Below are 19545 nucleotides of genomic sequence, written 5' to 3' on the forward strand. Positions count from 1 at the left end.
CTATAGCAAATTAAAGTTAAATTTTAACACCGTTGCGAGCGGCTTTATCTTTAATAAATACAGACCAACCTTTAGCAAACTTACGTGTGCGTGGGTCATCCATTGCTTTAGTAATTGCAGCATAAGCTTGCTTATACTTTTCTTGATAGTAATAAGCTTCTGCTAAATCTGAATAAATAGTTCCTTGCTTATCAGAACCTAATTCAAGTGCCTTGTTCAAACGAACAACGGCTGCACTATAATTTTGCGATTGCAATAATAATGAACCTGCTTTGCGATAAAGCTCAGCATCATCATCAAATTTTGCCGCTTCTTCATAGTATTTAGCTGCTTTTTCAATATCTTTAGAGCGATGATAGTTGCTCGCTACTGCGCTGATATTTTGTTTAGTACGTTTAACAATCTTATCATCAATTGACTTCTCTAAAACCTTAGCGGCTTTATAAGGAATTTCATTCAATGAATAGAAGTTAGACAAAACTTTATAATCAACTTCAGATTCAAAATAACCATTTTTGTAAGCTACTTCCATCGTTGCAAGACCAGTTTTGTAGTCTTCCGTCTGAAGGTAGTATTTACCTAAGCTTACCCATGCTTTTTTATCATCAGGCCAGATACGAACAATTTCTTCACCAACTTTAACCATATTTTTATAGTCTTTAAGTTCAAAGTAAGAACCTAATTTAAGTTGGTAAGGGCCTTTATTAGGCTCTTTTTGAAGCTTAATTGCTTTATCTGCCGGTGAAAAAACGTCTTTGAATTGTTGTAACTGGTAGTTAGCTTGGGCTATACGCGTATAAACCGTTGCATCTTCTTCACCAGTAAAATCCATCCACGCAACATATGCTTCTTTGGCTTTTGCATACTGCTCAGTGCCCGCGTACATATCGCCCAATGTTTTTAAACTTTGCTCTTGATCGGCAAAATTTAAAACATCAGGAGCAACAGCTAATTGTAGGTGTTTAATCGCAGTTTTATACTGCTCTTTTTGACCATACATGCTACCTAAATAGCGATTAACAGTTGCTTTGTCGAAATCATCAGAAGGATCTAACTCTTTCAACATCGCGATAGCTTCATCAAGCTTGTCTTCGTTATATAAGTCGAACGCTTTGATAACTTTCTTACCAACACGCTCTCCCATCACTCTAGTCTTTGCTTTTTTACGCTCTTCAATCTTTGCGTAATCCGGCGCAGCCAGAACGGATGCAGTAAATACTGCACCCGAGAGAGACATAAGTACCGCAAGTGCTGTTACTTTAGATAAATTTCTCATTACTTGCCTCCTTAGTTGCCTTGGTTAATTTTAAAGTCTAGCTGAACTTGTAAACCAACTTGCTTTTGTGGCTTACCGTCAATGATCTTAGGACGGTATTTCCACTTGCTCAAGGCACGCTTAGCTTCTCTATCGAAAATACGTTTAGGATCTGCGTCAATAACTTCAACGTCAGTTACGCCACCTAACTCATCGATTGAGAATGAAAGTTGAACCCAACCTTCTTTACCATCACGTGCTGCTTGTGTTGGATATTTTGGTTCAATACGAACGATAGGTGTCGCATCACCATCTCGTCCGAATGCCCCTGGACCACTTAGACCACCAGCCGAACTTCCCACATCGATGCTGCCCATATTAAATGACATTGCACCTGGATTTGGGTTGTTATTTTCCGGCTGTGGCGGCTGCGGTTTAGGCGGCTGCTTAGGCGGTGGAGGCGGCGGAGGCGGTACACGCTTCCGTTCCTGCACCTTAGATTCAGGCGGATTCGTCATAATTTCGACTATGATCTGCTCTTTTTGTTCCGTATTACGGTCAGCCCCACCAGAGATGAGGAAGGCCATGAAGTAGAACAAGCCGAAAGTAACTGCCCCACCTGCAATCAGTGAAAACAGAAAACGAATCATTACTGATCTCCAGCTATTGAAATTCTCAGGTTATCACCCGTCGCTTTGATCTGGTCCATAACTTTAACTACTACGCCGTGTTTTGCTTCTTTATCAGCTTGCAAAATTACAACTTCAGTAGGTTGTTCTGCTAATAAGCTTTCAATTTTTGCTGAAACACGTTCAACATCAACTTGTTGCTTATCAATCCAGATCTCGCCGTTGTCACGAATTGCAATAAAAATGTTAGCATTTTTTTGCTTCGTAGCTTGGGCCGCTTTTGGTTTATTGACCTCGATACCAGCCTCTTTAACGAACGATGTAGTTACGATAAAGAAAATAAGCATGATAAATACGATGTCAAGCATCGGTGTCATATCTACCGCTGCTTCTTCTTCTTCACGAAAACGTTGTTTACGTGCCATATTTAATTCTCTCTCTAGTGATGAGGCATGCTATCTACAAGTTTGGCTTTCACCATTCTCGCTCTTGCCTCAAGGCGTGAGCTAAAGAAAACTCCAGATAATGCCGCAACCATTCCAGCCATTGTTGGGATTGTTGCCATTGAAATACCTGATGCCATTAAACGTGCATTACCTGTACCTTGGCTGGCCATGGTTTCGAAAACCGCGATCATACCAGTTACTGTACCAAGTAAGCCTATCAAAGGACAAACAGCTACTAATGTTTTAATCAACAACATACGCTGATCTAATTTTTCAGACGCTTCAGAAATCCATGCTTCACGGATTCTGTGTGCGTACCAAGACGTAGTGTCTTGGCGGGCATCCCACTTTGCTACAATTTCCTTCGACATACGAGGAAACTCAGAAAGTAAGAACCAATAGCGCTCAATCATTAAAACCCACATAAGAAAGAGTGCTATCGCGACCACGTATAAAACCTGGCCGCCTGTGCCAACAAAATCCCTGATAGATTCCCAGATCTCCATCAGGACTAGCATTAGGCTTTCTCCTTCTCCGCGTGAGTCGCAACGATACCCGCGCTTTGCTCATCAAGGATGTGTAATACCGACTTACTACGACCCGCAACAACAGCGTGAAGAAGGATAAGTGGTAATGCAGCAATTAGACCTAGCGCAGTAGTTACAAGTGCTAGAGAGATGTTACCTGCCATGATCTTCGGATCACCTGTACCGAACAATGTGATTGTTTGGAACGTTAAGATCATACCGATTACCGTACCTAGTAGACCAAGCAGTGGCGCGATTGCAGCAAGAATTTTGATGATGTTGATACCAGCTTCGATACGTGGCGTTTCACGAAGAATCGCTTCATCAAGTTTAAGCTCAAGGTTTTCAACGTCTTGATTCTTGTTGTCATGGTACACCTTAAGAATACGACCCAATGGGTTATTTGTATTCGGTGTTGCAACATTTTTAAGTTGGCTCTTAATCTTACTAGTCGTAAGTGTAAGGTCAATAAAACGAACTGCAGTGATAAGCATACCTAAACCTAATAACGCAGTGATGATATAACCAACTACGCCACCTTGGTGGAAGTATTCTTCAAGCGTCGCTTTTTGTGTATTGATACGTAATATAGCACCACGTGTAGGATCCACGTATACGCCTGCATAGTTATCAGCAGAAGTATTTGCTAAATCATCAATACCAGCAAGGATATAGCTATCAGGTTGCTTACCTAGCGGCTGGATTGATTTAGTTTCAGGTGAGTAAATTAAGTAGCCATCGTCTGTAACTAAGTTGAAGTTACCGATACGCGTTACTTTCTTCACAGTCGGGTTACCGTCAAGACCTGCAACTTCAGTTTCAAACGTTGAAACTTTTGCTGACTCAGTCATTTCAGTTTGTAGTGAAATCCAAAGTTCTTCAAGTTCACGAACTGTTGGTAGTTCTTTAGCTGCTGCTAATGAACGTAAGATTTCAGCACGACCTGGCTTTTCAGCAGAAACAAGTGACGCTTCGATTGAACCGATTGCATCTTGTGCTGCACGACGTACAACACCAAACATCTCACCTAAAGTACCTTGTGCACTTTGTAGAGCTGCTTCTTTCTCAGCTAAAGTAGTTTCATTTTGTGCATATTGCTTTGTTAAGCTATCACCACGTGCTTTTTCAGCAGCTAATTGGCTTTTCGCTTTATTAAGTAACGCTTGCTTATCAGCACGATCTGATAAGAACTCTTGCTCACGTTGCTTATTGATTTTGCCTTCAGAGATACGCTCTTGCTTTACTTGCTCAAGGATTTTATCTAAAGCATCTGTATTTGCATGTGCATTCAGCGCGGTACCTGCAGAAACAGATAGTACTGCTGCAACAGCAAAACCTTTAAATAGTTTCTTCATTATTGATTACTCCGCGCCAAAGATTGGTAGTTTAACAAGTTCTAATGTCGCTTGCTTACGCGCCATACGAATAACTTCTTTAACAGGTTTTAGGTATTCATCACCTAATTCTTTCCACTGTTTAGTATTGTTATCCCATACCCATGCGTGCTTTAAGTCAAACGATTGAGCAACGTAAGTGATGCGACCAAGTTGGCCGAAATCAACGTTAATGCTCTTACCATCAATTTCTAAAGTACCTTGAGAAGCAGCAACTAAAGAGCTATAAGCAGCTTCAATTGTGTAAGCTTCTAATACTTGACGGAATTTCTCTGAAGTCGTTACAGAAGAAGAAACCATTGTTTCACGTAATCTTTCAACACGCGCCAAACGATTGTCACTGTTAAACGGAACGTCCGCTTTGATGAATTGCTCGAGCGTATCGATCATGCGATACATCAAAGGCACAACGTTTTGTTTTGTGTTGTCGATCGTAGCGATTTGACGGTCAAACGATTCGATTTGCGCGTTTTGGTCAGCGACCAAACGAGCAACGTGATCGTTGTATACTTTCAAAAGCTCAGATTCATCAACAACGCTACGGTACTCAGCTAATAGCTCTTGAGTTTGACCATATACGTTGTCAATTTTAGTTTGAGACTTAACCGCAGCCGTTTGAATTTGTAGACCTGCTTTTTGCACGTCATTCAAAGGATCTGCAATCACATTGCTGCTTGCGAATGCAAACGCGCCAACCAACGCAGTTGCTACAAGACTCTTTCTGATTTTAACAGACATAGTTCCCAACCAATTAAGTAATGTTACTTTTATAATTTAATTACCTCCCGAAGGAGACAACCCTGATATCTTTTAATAGATATCAACCCTCCAATAATGCTAAATGCAATGCACGCTGTCAACTTGATGTTTGGAATTAACTAGAAATAAATTAAATAGATCACGGCAAGCTAAAACCTCAAAAACAAAGGATTAACATAAATGCAACAGCCCTGTATTTTTAGATGGTGCAAAAGCCACTAGCTACAGCAACTTTATCTTCGTTCGTGAAACACAAAACATTAATGTAACATTTTATGTGTAATATAGATGGGTTAAAAAAAGTAAAAAAAAATTTTATATAAGCGTAATCATTCAGTAAAAAAGCCTTTTTATGCAGGTGAAGCTAGTGATGTTGGTGTAAAACACACACTCTTTGGACCGTTTACAGGAGCGAGCACCTACTTTTTATACCTAAATTTTACACTGCGGCTACTTCGGCTAGCTTAGCGAGCGAGATCACAGAGTCTACTTCTAATTTTTCAAAGATTTTAGTTTTATAAGTACTCACTGTTTTATTACTAATAAAAAGTTTTTCTCCGATTTGTTTATTTGATAATCCTTCGACCAAATACCCCATGACGGTGAACTCACGCTCAGTTAAAATTTGATCAAGATCTTTTTTATTATACCCCCCCCCATCGTGCGGAAAATATACCTGTCCACGTAAAACTAATTCTATCGCTAAGCTGATGTTCTCTAAACTTTCAGATTTATTGATAACACCTTGAGCACCTAGTTTTGCCGCAATGCGGATCAAATGATTAGCGTGTTTAGCTGACAAAAATAGTACCTTGCCATTATATCCGTTTAATAATGCACGCCTATACAAGCTAAAACCATCGGTATTACCTAGTTCAATATCTAAAATAAGAAGCTCAATACGATGCAACCGGAGAAAAGCTAATGCAGCCTTTGGCTCACTGACAAAAAAAGTATCTGCTATCAGAGGAGATTCTTTCAACGTTGCTGTTATCGCAGCACCAACCAAAGGGTGATCATCAACAATTAACACATTCTTTCTAATACACATTGAATAGGTAAACCTTTTACACTCTTTAGTTAACTACAACGACTCATTTTATAAAACTATGCAGTCTTGACCTCAGAATTTTACTTAGTCATTCTTCTCAGAACATCGCATTTAAATATAACGAAGGATGTACTTTTATCCCATATATTCATACATGGGAGTAGAACGGCTTTTGCGACGAATCTATTCAGCTCTTTTAAATTAAATTCAAAGAGATAAAAATTAAGGTATTACGATGACAGGCCTTCCTATAGGCTCTATGAGTTTTGCACTTAGCTTGTTACTATTTACTCCACAACCACAGCGTTATTATACCAATTCGCTTAATTAAGGAGTCAGGTTTAATCCCTCAAAATGATTTAGTATTATTGCGGATTGGTATTATACTCAAAAGTGAAAAACTTCGGGGTAAGTCGTGATGCAGAGTGTGAATTAATAGCCTTTTAAGGTCTGTTTCATAGAGGGGTTTGTCAACCAAGCCATAAAGCCCTATACATAAGACTTAGTTTGATAGAAGCAGCTAACCACTAAGTGAATAACACAAACGTGATAAATCGACTTTTAAAATAATAGGTAGCATAAAGATATTTAGAAAAACACTGACTATAAGAGAGTCTGCTGGATGGACATTAAAAAATAAGAAGGGAATTATGGTGAAACAGAGTCCTGTTTCACCAAGTTGAACCTAGGTTCACATAATAAAAATTATGCTAGTTCTACGTTCTCAGCTTCAGGGCCTTTTTGACCTTGCTTGATGCTGAAAGTCACTTGCTGACCTTCGCTTAGAGTGCGAAAACCTGAGCCAGTGATAGCGCTGAAATGTACGAATACGTCAGGGCCATTTTCTTGTTCAATAAAACCGAAACCTTTAGCTTCGTTGAAGAACTTAACTTTACCAGTAGTTGACATACTATATTTTCCTGTAAGTCAAAATTTAAAATTCAGCCAGTAATTGGCTATATCCTCCCTGAGTGAATGCCCAAAAATCCTTTGGGTAAAGTACAGGAAGAAATAATTGACCAAAACAGGTAACCATAAACGCCGCACATTAACCGAAAATTCTATACGCAAAAACTCAAAGCAAGTTAAGGTTAACATAATAAAATCGTTTTAGCTCTATTAATTCAGAATTATTTTAAACAGGCTTTAATTGCTGATTTTACACGCTATAGCAACACAGATAAGCGCTAGAAAGGCGATTAAAATACTCTTTTAATCGCCAAGGTAAGTTAAATCGTTACTTCACTTGCCAATCAATAATTGATTCCGCTTTGATAGGCACGACATGATCATCACCTAGTGGGTAGTTTGCAGGCACTGTCCAAGGCTGTTTCACTAAGGTTACAGTATCTGTATTTCTTGGTAAGCCATAGAAATCAGCACCATAATGACTAGCAAAGCCTTCTAATTTATCTAATGCACCAGCGTCTTCAAACGCTTCGGCGTAAAGCTCAAGTGCCGCATGAGCTGTATAAGCGCCCGCACAGCCACAAGCAGCTTCTTTTTTATCTTTATAGTGTGGCGCAGAGTCTGTACCTAAAAAGAACTTATTACTGCCACTGGTAGCCGCTTCAATGAGTGCGTGTTGATGAGTATTACGCTTTAATATCGGTAGACAGTAATAATGAGGGCGAATACCCCCAGCCAACATATGATTTCGATTATAAAGTAAATGATGGGCTGTGATCGTAGCTGCGACATTGTCAGAAGCGCTATTTACAAAATCAACCGCATCTTTGGTTGTAATATGTTCAAGAACAATTTTTAAGTCAGGGAAATCTTTTACGACATCCACTAAAATTGTTTCTAAAAAGACTTTTTCACGATCAAATATATCAATCGATGAATCTGTTACTTCACCATGGATCAGCAATAACATACCGACTTCTTGCATCGCTTTTAGCACCGGGTAAATCTTTTTGATTGATGTTACACCTGAGTCAGAGTTGGTAGTTGCACCTGCTGGATATACTTTAGCGGCAACAATTTTACCTGTAGCATGGGCTTTTTTAATTTCATCTGCGCTCGTGTTATCCGTTAAATAAAGTACCATGAGTGGCTCAAAGTTACCTTGTGGTCCAGCGGCCATGATCCGGTCTCGATACGCTAACGCGGTTTCAGTGCACGTTGCCGGAGGAACTAAGTTTGGCATAATAATCGCGCGCCCCATATAGCGGCTAATATCCCGAACTGTATCTTTTAATTGATTTCCATCACGTAAATGAACATGCCAGTCATCTGGGCGAGTGATCGTTAAGGTTGTTTGAGTATTGGAGGCTTGATTTGTCATTACTTGTTTCCACGGCTGAATTTAATTGATCATATGCATATGGCATAGCTGAGTAAAGATTTTATTGCTGTTTTTACTGTTGAATATTGGTAATGCATCGCTGCATCAGTGGCTTGACGTGCGCTTGCGTTTACAGCTAAGCATCTAAAATTTTTAATTTTTCTTTGTTTGTAAGTTAACAATCCGTTAATGTGGATGTATATTAACGACAAATATACGGTATATTCACGCGTGCCATATGCAGAATAAAATAGATTTATCATCAGCGCTTGATGTTAAAACCGAACAACTGAGTATTATTAATCAGTTTTCATCAAGCTTATTGCAACTCGATAAACTCGATGAATTGTTCGACTATGTCACTACTGAAGTCGTTAAACGCTTAGGCTTTGTTGATTGCGTTATTTATATCGCTGATAACAGTGGCACCGTACTGCATGAAGTCGCATCAATGGGTGTTTCCCATGCTAATAGTGACTATGCAATTGCACAAAAAACCATTGCATTTAATCAAGGTATTACAGGCTATGTAGCTTCAACAGGTCGCGCTGTAATTATAGGTGATGTGAGTACTGATAGCCGCTATATTGCAGATGTGCGCCCTGCAATGTCTGAACTGTGTGTCCCCCTAGTATACAAACAACAGGTTTTAGGTGTTATTGACTGTGAACACCCAGTACGCAACTATTTTACCGATGCTCACTTAGAGATTTTAACGACCGTCGCGCATTTACTTAGCGCAAAAATAAATCAGGTCAACACCGTTGAAAACTTACAGCAAACAGTTAGCCAATTAAATAGCGCGCAAAAGCTGGAAGGCACCTTATTACAAATAGCTAATTTAACCTATCAAGCCAATGATTTAGATGCTTTTTTAGAATCATTGCACAACATTATGACCAACTTACTGCGTGCTGATAACTTTTTGGTCGGTTTATACAACAAAAATATCGATATCCTTGATATTGTTTATATTGTTGAAGAAGGGGTACGTTCGAATGCTCATAAAAAAATATCCAAAGAACAACTAAAAAATACCGCCTCCTATTATTTACTAAATTTAGAGCAATCACTGCTTTTAAATAAGCAAGAATACCAACAACATATCGCAGCCGGTCATTTTAAAATGGTGGGCCGCCAATCTGAGTCTTGGCTAGGTGTGCCATTTAGAGTGAGTGATCATATGAGTGGCGTGATTGTGGTACAAAGTTACGATAAAACACATCATTACAACGATCATGACCGTGCCCTACTCACCTACGTTAGCCGTCAAATTAGCATGGCGATTGACCGACAATTGTCTCGCCAAGCACTTGAGCACCGTGCTTTACACGACGAGTTAACAGGCCTTGCAAATCGTTCGTTACTGATTGACCGAATAAAACACGGCATTTTACGCCTTACGCGTACATCTAAAGGATGCTATCACGCGCTGTTGTATTTAGATTTTGACCGTTTTAAAAGTATCAATGATTCACTAGGGCATGAGGTGGGCGATCACTTTCTGATTGCTATCTGTAAGTCAATTCAAGGCACTATTCGTAATACTGACACATTTGCACGACTTGGTGGCGACGAGTTTGCTATTTTTATGGAGAACATTACCCATAAAAACCAAGTCAACGATGCCCTAAAACGCATTAAAAATGCGCTTGAAGCACCGCTCAATATTGATGGCCATTTGTTACAAGCATCTACCAGTATTGGCGTGGCATTTTGTGAAAACGAAAACGATAAAGCCTATCAACTGTTGCAGCATGCTGACGCTGCTATGTACGAAGCTAAATCAACAGGCCGTGGACAAGTAAAATTTTTTAACAATACCATGCGCAAAAAGCTAAAAAGCCATGCTGATATCGAGAATGATTTACAACATGGTATTGAGCACGATGAATTTGAGCTTTACTTTCAACCTATTTTTGGCATCCAGAATTGTGAAGTGGTCGGTTTTGAAGCCCTTGTACGCTGGCATCACCCGAGTAAAGGCTTTGTAGCGCCAAATGACTTTATTCCAGTTGCAGAAAGCACTGGGCAAATTATTAACCTTGATTTGCATTTGTTAGAGCTTGCAGCAAAACAAATAGCGGCTTGGCAACAGCAAGGGAAACGGTTTTTGCGGATCACCGTAAATGTCTCGTCCAGACACTTTGCAAGTGTTGATTTCATCTCACAGATCCACGCGATTTATAACAAATATGCGCTCGAGTTAGGCTCACTATGTTTGGAGATCACTGAATCTGGCCTAATCGAAAATTTAGAGTTAGCGACCAAGATAATTGAAGGTTTAGCACCATTGAAAGTAAAGTTATGTTTAGATGACTTTGGTACAGGCTACTCTTCTTTAGGCTATTTACATCAACTACCCATTCATGTGTTAAAAATTGATAAAAGCTTTATTGATCATTTAAAAGATACCGTCACGCCATTGGTTGATGCCATTTTATCACTCGCTTCATCGCTTAAATTAGACGTGGTCGCAGAAGGAATTGAAACCCAAGAGCAATTAAGTATCTTGCAGCAAACGCAATGTGATTTTGGTCAAGGATTCTTAAAAGCCAAACCAATGCCTGCAGCGCAAGCTATCTTATTGATTGATCAACCGCTTTAACGTTTGTATAAAAAAGACCCTGCGGTGCAGGGCCTTAAACTAGAGTTAATATTTTCCTCTAGCCAACTAACCAATGCGCCATCAGGGCAATAACAGGTAGTGTTATCAAGGTTCTAAGAATGAATATTATGAATAACTCAAAAATATTCACTGGAATTTTGCTGCCCAATAATAACGCGCCAACTTCAGACATATAAATCAACTGGGTTACACTCATTGCAGCAATGATAAAACGCGTCACATCACTTTCAATAGTACCCGCGGCTAAAATTGACGGGATAAACATATCAGCAAAGCCAACCATAATCGTTTGCGCGGCGGCTTCTGCTTCAGGGATTTGTAATAGCTCTAAAAACGGAATGAACGGCTTGCCTAAATAAGCAAATATTGGCGTGTATTCAGCAATAACTAATGCAAACGTGCCCACCGCCATCACAATGGGTAATACCGCAAACACCATGTCTAAGGCGTTGTGAACGCCTTCTTTCAAGGTACCTACAAAGCCCGGTGAATGCTTAGCTTTATTTAGCGCTACATGTAAAGCATGGGTTAATATATTTTTGTCATGTGGCACGCGCTCTTTATGAGGATCAGGTTGGCTGCCATCAATATACACATCTTTTTTAAAACTTAATGGCGGAATGCGCGGCACAATCAATGCAGCAACAACCCCAGCTAAACACACCGTTAAATAAAACGGGGCAAATAACTTCTCCAGCCCTACCTGCCCTAATACCACTAAACAAAACGTAATTGATACGGCTGAAAAGGTAGTGCCAATAATCGCCGCTTCACGCTGAGTATAATGTTTTTCTTCATACTGGCGCGCGGTCATTAGAATACCCACACTGCCATCACCTAACCATGACGTGGCACAATCAACGGCACTTCGCCCTGGTACACCAAACAGCGGACGCATCACTTTTGTTAAAAATGTTCCCACTAATTCAAGTAAACCAAAATTCAGCAGTAAAGGCAGTAACAGACCCGCTAAAATAAACACTGAAAATAACACTGGCAGTAAATCTTTTAATACTAAGCCACCGGTATTTTCTGAAGTGATACCGGTAAAAACAGACTGTAGCGGCGCGGGGAGTGCTGAAGTTATATCAAGGTTATTAAGGCTTAAAACAGTCAGTATAATAAACGCCATACCAAATAAACGGATCACAACCCATAACCAGTGCACATCAAAAAGGTGCTTTAAAATAGCGGATTTCATTAATGTCGCTGGTTTAAATAGTTTCATCACTAAAGACAAAACACCTGTGGTACAAATGATAACGGTGATCAACAGATCAATATAGGATGCAACTGCCGTTTTTACAGCTTTAGCCATAACGGCAATCGGGATAGTCATCGCTCCATCCATTGGTACTGGAGTCATGAACAAGAATACACCGATCAGTGACGGAATGATAAAAGTTAACCATACCTTTAAGTCAAACTGCTCGGCAGAGGAAGTTAGATTAGACATTGTTTTCAACCTGTAGAAACCACAAAAAGAGCAAAAGCTCTTTTTGTGGTGTTATTATTATTTATTATTAAATTTTAATACCGCGTTGACGCAAAGCACTTTCCAGCGCTTGTTGTAAATCATTCATTGTACCCGGCTCTAAGGTTGTGCCTTCATCATCCATCCAAGTCAAACTCGTACCGCCATCTTTAGTACGACTGACTAATATTTGGTATTGGCCGTCTTCAATTGGCAATTCAGCTAACTCTTCGCCCCAAATAGAATCCCAAACGCTTGATTCTGGTTTGTTATAATCAGCAGTGATCAAACCACGCTCTTGGTCAATTTCAACAATCGTAAACGATAAACGCTCTAAAAATCCTGAAAAACGATCAAATATTACAAAGTAATCTTGCTCGGTCACTAATGCTGCATTGCCTTTATTATCAAAGCCCATTTCCAACGAAATAATGCCTTGCTGTTTACGTATTTCAACTTCAAGTTGACGATAGCGATAATCAAATTCAGCTACAACTTGGTTCAATGCGCGCACTTCTAACTGCTGTTGTAAAATAGGCGTCAGTGGCACATCTTTACTGTCGTATTCAGCTAACTTAGCACTTAACGAAGCCGTACGCTGATGCGATTTTTCTTCAATAGAAAAAATAAAGCGTTGCTGAGAAACTTCATCTTCGCTATCCCATAACCAACCTTCTTCTGGTTTGATAATGGCATACCAATCTGTTTCAATTGAACCTAACAGCTTGTCTTGTTTTATTGGCTTTGTTTGATGTTCGGCTAACACAGCCTGAACTGAGTCCCAAATAAATTCATCTAAATCGGCAATACCATCGTTTTTATCAAAATAAACACGTGCTTGCTTATCACCTTCTTCAACCCAACTGCCTTTCGCAACCGTTAGTACTTGCGCTGGCGGACGGTAATTCGTTGAATCAGGGTTATTATTATACTCAGCCACTTCCATCTTATAGATAGGATCTTGTGCTGGCTGCGCCAATTGCCCAGGCACTTGTACCGGCTCACCGGCACGGTAATTACGTTTATGATGTGCTTCGTCAGTAAACACACCACATCCTGACAAGCTAACCAACACGCTTACAGCAAGCGCTTTTGGGATCCAATACTGCACAGATAATTCTCCTTAGCATACCCTTAATTGTTTTAACAAATATATGAGTGGGTTATGCCGATTTGGTTCAGTGTAAAGTCAATATTAACTTTACGTATCTTGTTTTTATGCAAACCCCGTTACTTTGGGGCGCGGCTTAACAGTGATGCTAGCCAGTCGATATGCAAAATTTTAACTATGGTACTTTCCCATGCCACTAAAAACAAGAAACACCGTGCTTTAATAACAGCTTAATTAGCTCGCTCTGTAGTTTAGCGATTGTTTTGTGTTAAACTTCGCCGCCGTGTGGTAGTAATTGCCGGCTTAGTTCACTCTGAATGTTATTAATAATATAACCTAGGTACTTGAATTCATGACTACTTTTTCAAATCATCAGATCGTTTTAACTGCTATTGGCGATGATCGCCCCGGTATTGTCAGTGAATTAACCCAATTGGTCAGTGACTGTCACTGTAATATAATTGATAGCCGTATTGCCATCTTAGGCAATGAGTTTACCTTTATTATGTTGCTATCGGGCGATATGTCAGCAATTAGCCGCATTGAGCACACCTTGCCTCTCAAAGGTATGGAGCTGGGTTTACTCACTATGATGAAACGTACCGCTAGTCATACTCAAAGTGAATTTTGTGCTGGTTACACCCTTGAATACACAGGCATCGACACCCCTGGCACGTTAAGTAAAGTTACCCGCTTTTTTGCCGACAAACATATTAGTATATGTTCTTTAAAGTCAGATACCTATGACGAAGATGCAGACACCAAAATGCGCTGTGAACTGGAGTTTAACATTCCAGTAGAGGTTGACATAGACAGCTTTAAAGTCCAATTTGAAGACCTTTCACGTACTCTTAATGTCGATTATATATTTCGACGCATTCGCTAAGGAGCAAAGCATGAACACCATTAATCCATTACAAGCTGGCGATAAAGCACCTGCTTTTAGTTTACAAAACCAAGATGGCGAAACCATTAGTCTTGAAGAGTTATTAAAAGAACAACAAGTATTAGTGTACTTTTATCCAAAAGCTTCAACGCCAGGTTGCACAGTACAAGCTGAAAACCTACGCGACGAAAAAGACGTATTAGCTCAGCTTAATACGCGTGTGGTTGGTATCAGTCCTGATCCAGTAAAAAGATTAAAGAACTTTGAAACTAAAAAAGAACTTAATTTTGACCTGCTTTCAGACGAAGACCATGCTATTGCTGAAGCATTTGGTGTATGGGGCCACAAAAAATTTATGGGCAAAGAATACGATGGCATTCATCGTTTAAGTTTTCTAATCGGTCAAGACGGTACAATTAAGCACTTTTTCGACAAATTTAAAACCAAAGATCATCATCAAGTGGTGTTGGATTATTTGACTAAAGATTAAGCCGTAAGCCGTAAAAATATACAAAAGCGTTGCCAATGTGCAACGCTTTTTTGTTGGCAGAATTAACAGTAATATTCAAGGCACTGAGTTGCCACTGCACTGGCGGTTCAGCTCACAATCTTCTTTAAAATTATATCTGTGCTGATAGCGCTATCCTTTTATATTGGCTCAACAAACAAGTCCGCAATAATTTTCATAGCCAACGATAAAGCGGGATCATTTCCATGCACATCTCGATCAGCTGGACTTATCATAATATTCGGTTCGAAGTCTTCCCGAAAGGTATTATTTACATGATATAAACGCTCAAACCCGAGCTCTAGCCAAGTGTCACTCTTAGCTAATTTAACCGTTTTTATACCCCCTAATAAATCTGCCATAGGTGCACCAATGACATTTACGGCGCCAATTGCATCCAAGCCAATAGTCATTCCTTCTCCCATACTGCCAGTCCAATGACCAGCTAAGACTACAAATGGCTTAGCGTAGCGTGGTTTATTAGGATAAACATAGGCTTTTTCCATGTTAGCATCTTTGTATGAACTACCTGCTTCTTGTGTTTGGTATAATTGATAAGCGGTTTTTGAGTCCACAAAATGACCTAAAATTGGCTCTGCCACACTTGTATTGCCTCCGCTTGGCGTGTTCCTTAGATCTATGATCAACGCTTTAGTATTAGACAGTCCAGTGATTGCCTGTTTAAAATCCTTAACAGTATTGCCATTACCTAATGAGTTGTTAAATCGAATATAGCCAATGCCATCAAGTTCCATGTAAGTAACTGTAGGACCCTTTTTCATCGCATTGATTGAATCGTAGCTTGGCGCTAATTGGTAGGTTTCGATCTTATCGTGTTCCTGCAAACTGATAGTACGTTTACTATTTCTGTAGCCACCTAAACTAACATTGATCCCAAAATTTATTTGAGCCAGCGAGAGCTGCTCAAACTTTTTCCCAAATACTTTTTCAATTGCTTGTTTTGCAGGAACGCTTTCAATGGTTAATATTTCAGCGCCAGGACGGATACCGGCAATATCTGCTGCTGAATTACTTTTAATATCTTCAACAAAAAACTTATTGCCCTTATAAATTGCTCTAATATCCGATCCTGTCGGATACACACTAAAGTCATTCTCATTATAAGGGCCAAGGTTTAGGTGAGGGTCGTGAAAGTGACGTAAAAACATTTGCATTTCATCTGCAAATTCTTGCTTGTTGGTAGTGCCAATCGCCCTCACTTCAAACTCGCTAAAAAGCTGTTGAACGTTAAATTCTGGGCGTCCTAAGTATGCATACTGTTGCTTGAGAACTCCTTCAAGCTCCTCCCAAGCATCCCTAGAATCAAACTGCTCTTTTGTCATTATTTTAAAACTGCTTACTAAGATGATGCTTGCTAATAAAACAAATAAAATTTTTATTTTTATTTTCATTTTTATCCTTATAGTTTTATTCAATCTAACAATAGCGTTCAGGTACTCCAAAGCGACATACAGCCCGTTTCGTTAAAATATAACAGACACAAAAAAGAGTTAAGTGAGTGATAACCACTCTATAGCTGAAATTGCAAAATATCTAACCAAGCCAAGATTATTCGCCCAATGCTTTGTAAGGTCCCTCCAAATCCTCTTTTGCTCGCTCAATTGCTGCTTTAATAGTCGCCTTAGCTTGTGGACTATTTTTCCAACACGTAGTTCGAAGCATAGCAGCGACCATTTCTGCTATCTCATCCACCTGATAGGTCGCCAAGTCAGCAAAATTATCGATACCAATTTCTTCAAACCTTTTTATCACAGTCGGACCAACACCTTTTACGGCCAAAAGTGCTTTTCTCTGTGATTCAGAAAACGCCATAAATTTTCCTTATTAGCATAAATCGATGCGCTTAATCAGCAAATGTACCCTTTTTTCTAGATTGTTGCCAACGTATATTTGCCCACTTTTTTAAAGCGCATGTTATTGTGCAATTTGTTTATAGATAGTTTCTATTATGCATAAAGAGCTTATAGATCAAAGAAATGCTTTATTTTAGCTCACGAGCGACTACGTTGTTGGGTAAGCAAAGTCAGTCGATAAATAATGATTGGTAACGTGGGGAAACATAGCCACTGACTGTGTCGACATTTGGCTTATGCAAGCGCTAGGTAGCCTGTACCCAGCGTATCTTTATGAGTAATTTCTGGTTTAAATTTTTACGCACACAAAAATGGCATTGCCTGATTTTTCAGCCCATGGGGTTATTTTTTCGTAGTCATGTTCAAACACATGTATTGCAAAATAAGGTTTTAGGGCTTCTTTTAACTGGGCAAAACTAACAGCGACCATTGGGTGGTCGTCGTGCCATATGAGTGTTTCATCTGCTGTTGCTTTATTTATACTGAGCTTTAATGACTGCTGTTCGCCACTGCCACTGTAATGCCAGCCAGAGCGGAATGTGAATAAGCTGCCCGCGTTTTCAGCGCTATGCTCTACAAATGACTCGTTATCGATGTGATTTTTATCAACAACGTTAAAGCAAAATACGCCACCAGCTCTTAAAGCATTGTGCACACTTACAATACACTCTTTTAATTTGTTGATGCCATCACAGTAATGAATTGAATACAAAAAGCAGGTAATTAAATCCACTTGCTCAGTGACCACAAACTCACTCATATTTTGCAATGAAAATTGCGCTTCTGGGCAGCGAATGACAGCCCTATCTAGCATAGGTTGATTTATATCCAAGCCACTACTTTGATAACCGTTATCAATAAAATGACGTACATGCGGGCCCGTTCCACACGCTAAATCAAGGTGGGTATTTCCGCTATTACCGAAAATCTGCTGTAGCCTGTGAATAAAATAGCTTTGGGCTTGATAATCTATATCTGCGCACATTAAGTCATAGTGATCAGAAAGGTCTGTGTATAGCGCGTTCGCGGACATATTAGGCCTAATCATTTGTAGGAGGGTACGTTAAGCCGCGCATAATAAACTAATTATCACCATTAACGAAGCTGATTGAACGAAAAGAGATTTGTTGGGTTTCGTTTCACTTAACCCAACGTTTATTGTAAACATTAACTTAAAGCTTACCGCTCGCAGCTTTAGTTTATCCCTAAATATTTATGGACTTGCACTGATAAGCGCCAGTTTTTCTCGATGCACGTTTCAATTGCCAGCTTAGTGGCAGAGATTTTTTGGCTAATTGGTTGCAGGTAAACAAGTTTTGGGCTTACACCAGTTTTAACGAACAAGGCTTCAAGCTCTTCTACATGTTTTTGCATGGCGATTGGGTGCTTGATCTCATCAGCACGTTGCATGGCAGAAGTAAGTACTTCATAACCACCGCGCATATTGATTTTTGGCGATACCGTGACCCAAGTTTGTGCTGGCGCTAAAATCTCAAAGGTGCCACTGGTTTCTATTTGCGTGGTGTAGCCGTTGGCATGGAGTAGTTCACAAACAGGGTTTAAATCGTACATGCAAGGCTCACCACCGGTGATCACCACATGCTTTGCGCGATAAGCGCGATCTGCAAACAAGTTAAGTATTTGCTCAGCCGATGCGTCAGCCCAGTGATCTGAATCAGCTTTTTTCTCTACCGTGTCATCAAGTGATACTTTATACACGTCATCCACTTCCCACGTTTGCTTAGTGTCACACCAAGCACAACCGACAGGACAGCCTTGTAAACGTAAAAATATTGCAGGCGTGCCAGTAAAGCTCGCTTCGCCTTGAATGGTTTCAAATATTTCATTAATTTTGTACAAAAGTATCTCACTTACTACTTGGCATTAATTATGAGCGTCATTAATTATTGAGCATGAAGAAAGCCAATTTGAAAAATCAAAAATCACGGTCAAAAATTGTTATTTATGCTCCAGCCGTGTAGTATATCGCGCCCTGATATAAACCTCTATTAAAACTAAGAGCAAAACAGTTATGACGCAAAAAGTAGTTGTGATTTATTCCGGCGGTATGGACTCATTTACCGTATTAAATAAAGCCCTGCAGCAAGGCCATGAAGTGTATGCCCTGTCATTTGACTATGGTCAGCGTCATGTAAAAGAGCTTAAAGTTGCAGCGAGTGTCTGTGAAAAGCTCGGTGTATCACATAAAATTGTCGATATTTCTGCGATCAACCAATTGATCGGAGGCTCATCTTTAACTGACGATATCGATGTACCTGAAGGCCATTACGAAGCTGAAAACATGAAAAGTACGATTGTCCCTAATCGCAACATGATTTTACTATCACTGGCTGTAGGTTATGCGGTATCACTCAAAGCTAGCCAAGTATACTACGGCGCGCATTCTGGCGATCATGCTATTTATCCTGACTGTCGCCCTGAGTTCGTCCAAAAAATGGATGATGTTTGTCGTATTGCAAATTACGATGCGGTAGAAATTTTCAGCCCATACCTAAATGATACAAAAATCGATATCTTAACTGATGGTATAAAAATGGGCTTAGATTATAGCCAAACTTGGACCTGTTATAATGGCCGTGAAAAAGCCTGTGGTAAGTGTGGTGCTTGCCAAGAACGCTTGGAAGCGTTTAGCCTGAATAATATAACCGACCCTATCGAATACGAATAAACACTAAAAAGGCTATCATCTCG

19 protein-coding genes are annotated in these 19545 nt (G+C 39.8%); 4 read left to right on the forward strand and 15 right to left on the reverse strand.

The features are described from left to right. Positions 1–16: 16 nt before the first annotated feature. The 9 genes from A7968_RS20500 to pyrC all read right to left on the reverse strand — a co-directional run bounded on the left by A7968_RS20500 (position 17) and on the right by pyrC (position 8351). Complete coding sequence (locus tag A7968_RS20500; RefSeq protein ID WP_064668391.1) at positions 17–1276, reverse strand: tetratricopeptide repeat protein; 1260 nt, start codon at positions 1274–1276, stop codon at positions 17–19. A gap of 11 nt (positions 1277–1287) precedes the next feature. Beyond that, the gene (locus A7968_RS20505; protein WP_016707784.1) at positions 1288–1905 is read right to left on the reverse strand and encodes an energy transducer TonB; all 618 of its coding nucleotides are present in this window, start codon (positions 1903–1905) and stop codon (positions 1288–1290) included. Then, positions 1905–2309 carry an ExbD/TolR family protein gene (locus A7968_RS20510; protein WP_064668392.1) on the reverse strand — a complete coding sequence of 135 codons (405 nt, stop codon included), beginning with the start codon at positions 2307–2309 and terminating at the stop codon, positions 1905–1907. The genes A7968_RS20505 and A7968_RS20510 overlap by 1 nt, the downstream gene beginning before the upstream one ends. A 14-nt stretch (positions 2310–2323) precedes the next feature. Beyond that, positions 2324–2848 (reverse strand): MotA/TolQ/ExbB proton channel family protein, encoded by a 525-nt coding sequence (locus A7968_RS20515; protein WP_064668393.1) that lies wholly within the window; start codon positions 2846–2848, stop codon positions 2324–2326. Then, positions 2848–4212 (reverse strand): MotA/TolQ/ExbB proton channel family protein, encoded by a 1365-nt coding sequence (locus tag A7968_RS20520; RefSeq protein WP_064668394.1) that lies wholly within the window; start codon positions 4210–4212, stop codon positions 2848–2850. The genes A7968_RS20515 and A7968_RS20520 overlap by 1 nt, the downstream gene beginning before the upstream one ends. Positions 4213–4218: 6 nt before the next feature. After that, the gene (locus A7968_RS20525) at positions 4219–4989 is read right to left on the reverse strand and encodes a DUF3450 domain-containing protein (protein WP_016707788.1); all 771 of its coding nucleotides are present in this window, start codon (positions 4987–4989) and stop codon (positions 4219–4221) included. A 460-nt stretch (positions 4990–5449) separates the two neighbouring features. After that, a complete protein-coding gene (locus A7968_RS20530) occupies positions 5450–6043 on the reverse strand; it encodes a response regulator transcription factor (RefSeq protein ID WP_167542983.1) in 594 nt (197 codons plus the stop codon). A gap of 723 nt (positions 6044–6766) precedes the next feature. Beyond that, entirely contained in the window at positions 6767–6970 is a 204-nt protein-coding gene (locus A7968_RS20535) for a cold-shock protein (RefSeq protein ID WP_064668395.1), read from the reverse strand. Between the two features lie 328 nt (positions 6971–7298). Continuing rightward, positions 7299–8351 carry a dihydroorotase gene (gene pyrC, locus A7968_RS20540; RefSeq protein ID WP_064668396.1) on the reverse strand — a complete coding sequence of 351 codons (1053 nt, stop codon included), beginning with the start codon at positions 8349–8351 and terminating at the stop codon, positions 7299–7301. 238 nt (positions 8352–8589) lie between these two features. Between pyrC and A7968_RS20545 the strand changes: the two genes are divergently transcribed. After that, entirely contained in the window at positions 8590–10959 is a 2370-nt protein-coding gene (locus A7968_RS20545) for an EAL domain-containing protein (RefSeq protein ID WP_064668397.1), read from the forward strand. Positions 10960–11017: 58 nt separating this feature from the next. Here A7968_RS20545 and A7968_RS20550 read toward each other — a convergent pair whose 3' ends face one another. Together A7968_RS20550 and bamC are read right to left on the reverse strand one after the other, a co-directional pair. After that, positions 11018–12436 (reverse strand): YjiH family protein, encoded by a 1419-nt coding sequence (locus A7968_RS20550; RefSeq protein WP_064668398.1) that lies wholly within the window; start codon positions 12434–12436, stop codon positions 11018–11020. A gap of 67 nt (positions 12437–12503) precedes the next feature. Next, positions 12504–13565, reverse strand: a complete 1062-nt coding sequence (gene bamC / locus A7968_RS20555; protein WP_064668399.1) for an NlpB/DapX family lipoprotein — start codon at positions 13563–13565, stop codon at positions 12504–12506. Positions 13566–13917: 352 nt separating this feature from the next. On the opposite strand from bamC, the gene A7968_RS20560 reads away from it, so the two are divergent. After that, positions 13918–14451 (forward strand): glycine cleavage system transcriptional repressor, encoded by a 534-nt coding sequence (locus A7968_RS20560; protein ID WP_064668400.1) that lies wholly within the window; start codon positions 13918–13920, stop codon positions 14449–14451. A gap of 10 nt (positions 14452–14461) precedes the next feature. After that, positions 14462–14941 carry a thioredoxin-dependent thiol peroxidase gene (bcp, locus tag A7968_RS20565; RefSeq protein WP_064668401.1) on the forward strand — a complete coding sequence of 160 codons (480 nt, stop codon included), beginning with the start codon at positions 14462–14464 and terminating at the stop codon, positions 14939–14941. Between the two features lie 158 nt (positions 14942–15099). Here the strand turns inward: bcp and A7968_RS20570 are convergent, their stop codons facing one another. The 4 genes from A7968_RS20570 to queE form a co-directional block, all read right to left on the reverse strand. Beyond that, a complete protein-coding gene (locus A7968_RS20570) occupies positions 15100–16371 on the reverse strand; it encodes a S41 family peptidase (RefSeq protein ID WP_084448253.1) in 1272 nt (423 codons plus the stop codon). A 157-nt stretch (positions 16372–16528) separates the two neighbouring features. Further along, the gene (locus A7968_RS20575; protein WP_064668402.1) at positions 16529–16792 is read right to left on the reverse strand and encodes a helix-hairpin-helix domain-containing protein; all 264 of its coding nucleotides are present in this window, start codon (positions 16790–16792) and stop codon (positions 16529–16531) included. A 330-nt stretch (positions 16793–17122) separates the two neighbouring features. Continuing rightward, the gene (locus A7968_RS20580) at positions 17123–17866 is read right to left on the reverse strand and encodes a class I SAM-dependent DNA methyltransferase (protein ID WP_064668403.1); all 744 of its coding nucleotides are present in this window, start codon (positions 17864–17866) and stop codon (positions 17123–17125) included. Positions 17867–18027: 161 nt separating this feature from the next. After that, positions 18028–18693 carry a 7-carboxy-7-deazaguanine synthase QueE gene (gene queE / locus A7968_RS20585; protein WP_064668404.1) on the reverse strand — a complete coding sequence of 222 codons (666 nt, stop codon included), beginning with the start codon at positions 18691–18693 and terminating at the stop codon, positions 18028–18030. A gap of 148 nt (positions 18694–18841) precedes the next feature. Here queE and queC point away from each other — a divergent pair, with 148 nt between their 5' ends. Continuing rightward, entirely contained in the window at positions 18842–19522 is a 681-nt protein-coding gene (queC, locus tag A7968_RS20590; protein WP_227008908.1) for a 7-cyano-7-deazaguanine synthase QueC, read from the forward strand. Positions 19523–19545 lie beyond the last annotated feature (23 nt).

Source organism: Pseudoalteromonas prydzensis, assembly GCF_001661495.1.
Classification (GTDB): Bacteria; Pseudomonadota; Gammaproteobacteria; order Enterobacterales; family Alteromonadaceae; genus Pseudoalteromonas; species Pseudoalteromonas prydzensis.

Excerpts from the sequence above, each read along its gene's own strand:
- A7968_RS20520 (WP_064668394.1), bottom strand. The coding sequence starts at position 4,212 with ATGAAGAAACTATTTAAAGGTTTTGCTGTTGCAGCAGTACTATCTGTT.
- A7968_RS20575 (WP_064668402.1), bottom strand. The coding sequence starts at position 16,792 with ATGGCGTTTTCTGAATCACAGAGAAAAGCACTTTTGGCCGTAAAAGGT.
- pyrC (WP_064668396.1), bottom strand. The coding sequence starts at position 8,351 with ATGACAAATCAAGCCTCCAATACTCAAACAACCTTAACGATCACTCGC.
- A7968_RS20515 (WP_064668393.1), bottom strand. The coding sequence starts at position 2,848 with ATGCTAGTCCTGATGGAGATCTGGGAATCTATCAGGGATTTTGTTGGC.
- A7968_RS20545 (WP_064668397.1), top strand. The coding sequence starts at position 8,590 with ATGCAGAATAAAATAGATTTATCATCAGCGCTTGATGTTAAAACCGAA.
- A7968_RS20525 (WP_016707788.1), bottom strand. The coding sequence starts at position 4,989 with ATGTCTGTTAAAATCAGAAAGAGTCTTGTAGCAACTGCGTTGGTTGGC.
- A7968_RS20550 (WP_064668398.1), bottom strand. The coding sequence starts at position 12,436 with ATGTCTAATCTAACTTCCTCTGCCGAGCAGTTTGACTTAAAGGTATGG.
- A7968_RS20560 (WP_064668400.1), top strand. The coding sequence starts at position 13,918 with ATGACTACTTTTTCAAATCATCAGATCGTTTTAACTGCTATTGGCGAT.
- bcp (WP_064668401.1), top strand. The coding sequence starts at position 14,462 with ATGAACACCATTAATCCATTACAAGCTGGCGATAAAGCACCTGCTTTT.
- A7968_RS20570 (WP_084448253.1), bottom strand. The coding sequence starts at position 16,371 with ATGAAAATAAAAATAAAAATTTTATTTGTTTTATTAGCAAGCATCATC.
- A7968_RS20580 (WP_064668403.1), bottom strand. The coding sequence starts at position 17,866 with ATGTCCGCGAACGCGCTATACACAGACCTTTCTGATCACTATGACTTA.
- A7968_RS20510 (WP_064668392.1), bottom strand. The coding sequence starts at position 2,309 with ATGGCACGTAAACAACGTTTTCGTGAAGAAGAAGAAGCAGCGGTAGAT.
- A7968_RS20535 (WP_064668395.1), bottom strand. The coding sequence starts at position 6,970 with ATGTCAACTACTGGTAAAGTTAAGTTCTTCAACGAAGCTAAAGGTTTC.
- A7968_RS20505 (WP_016707784.1), bottom strand. The coding sequence starts at position 1,905 with ATGATTCGTTTTCTGTTTTCACTGATTGCAGGTGGGGCAGTTACTTTC.
- A7968_RS20500 (WP_064668391.1), bottom strand. The coding sequence starts at position 1,276 with ATGAGAAATTTATCTAAAGTAACAGCACTTGCGGTACTTATGTCTCTC.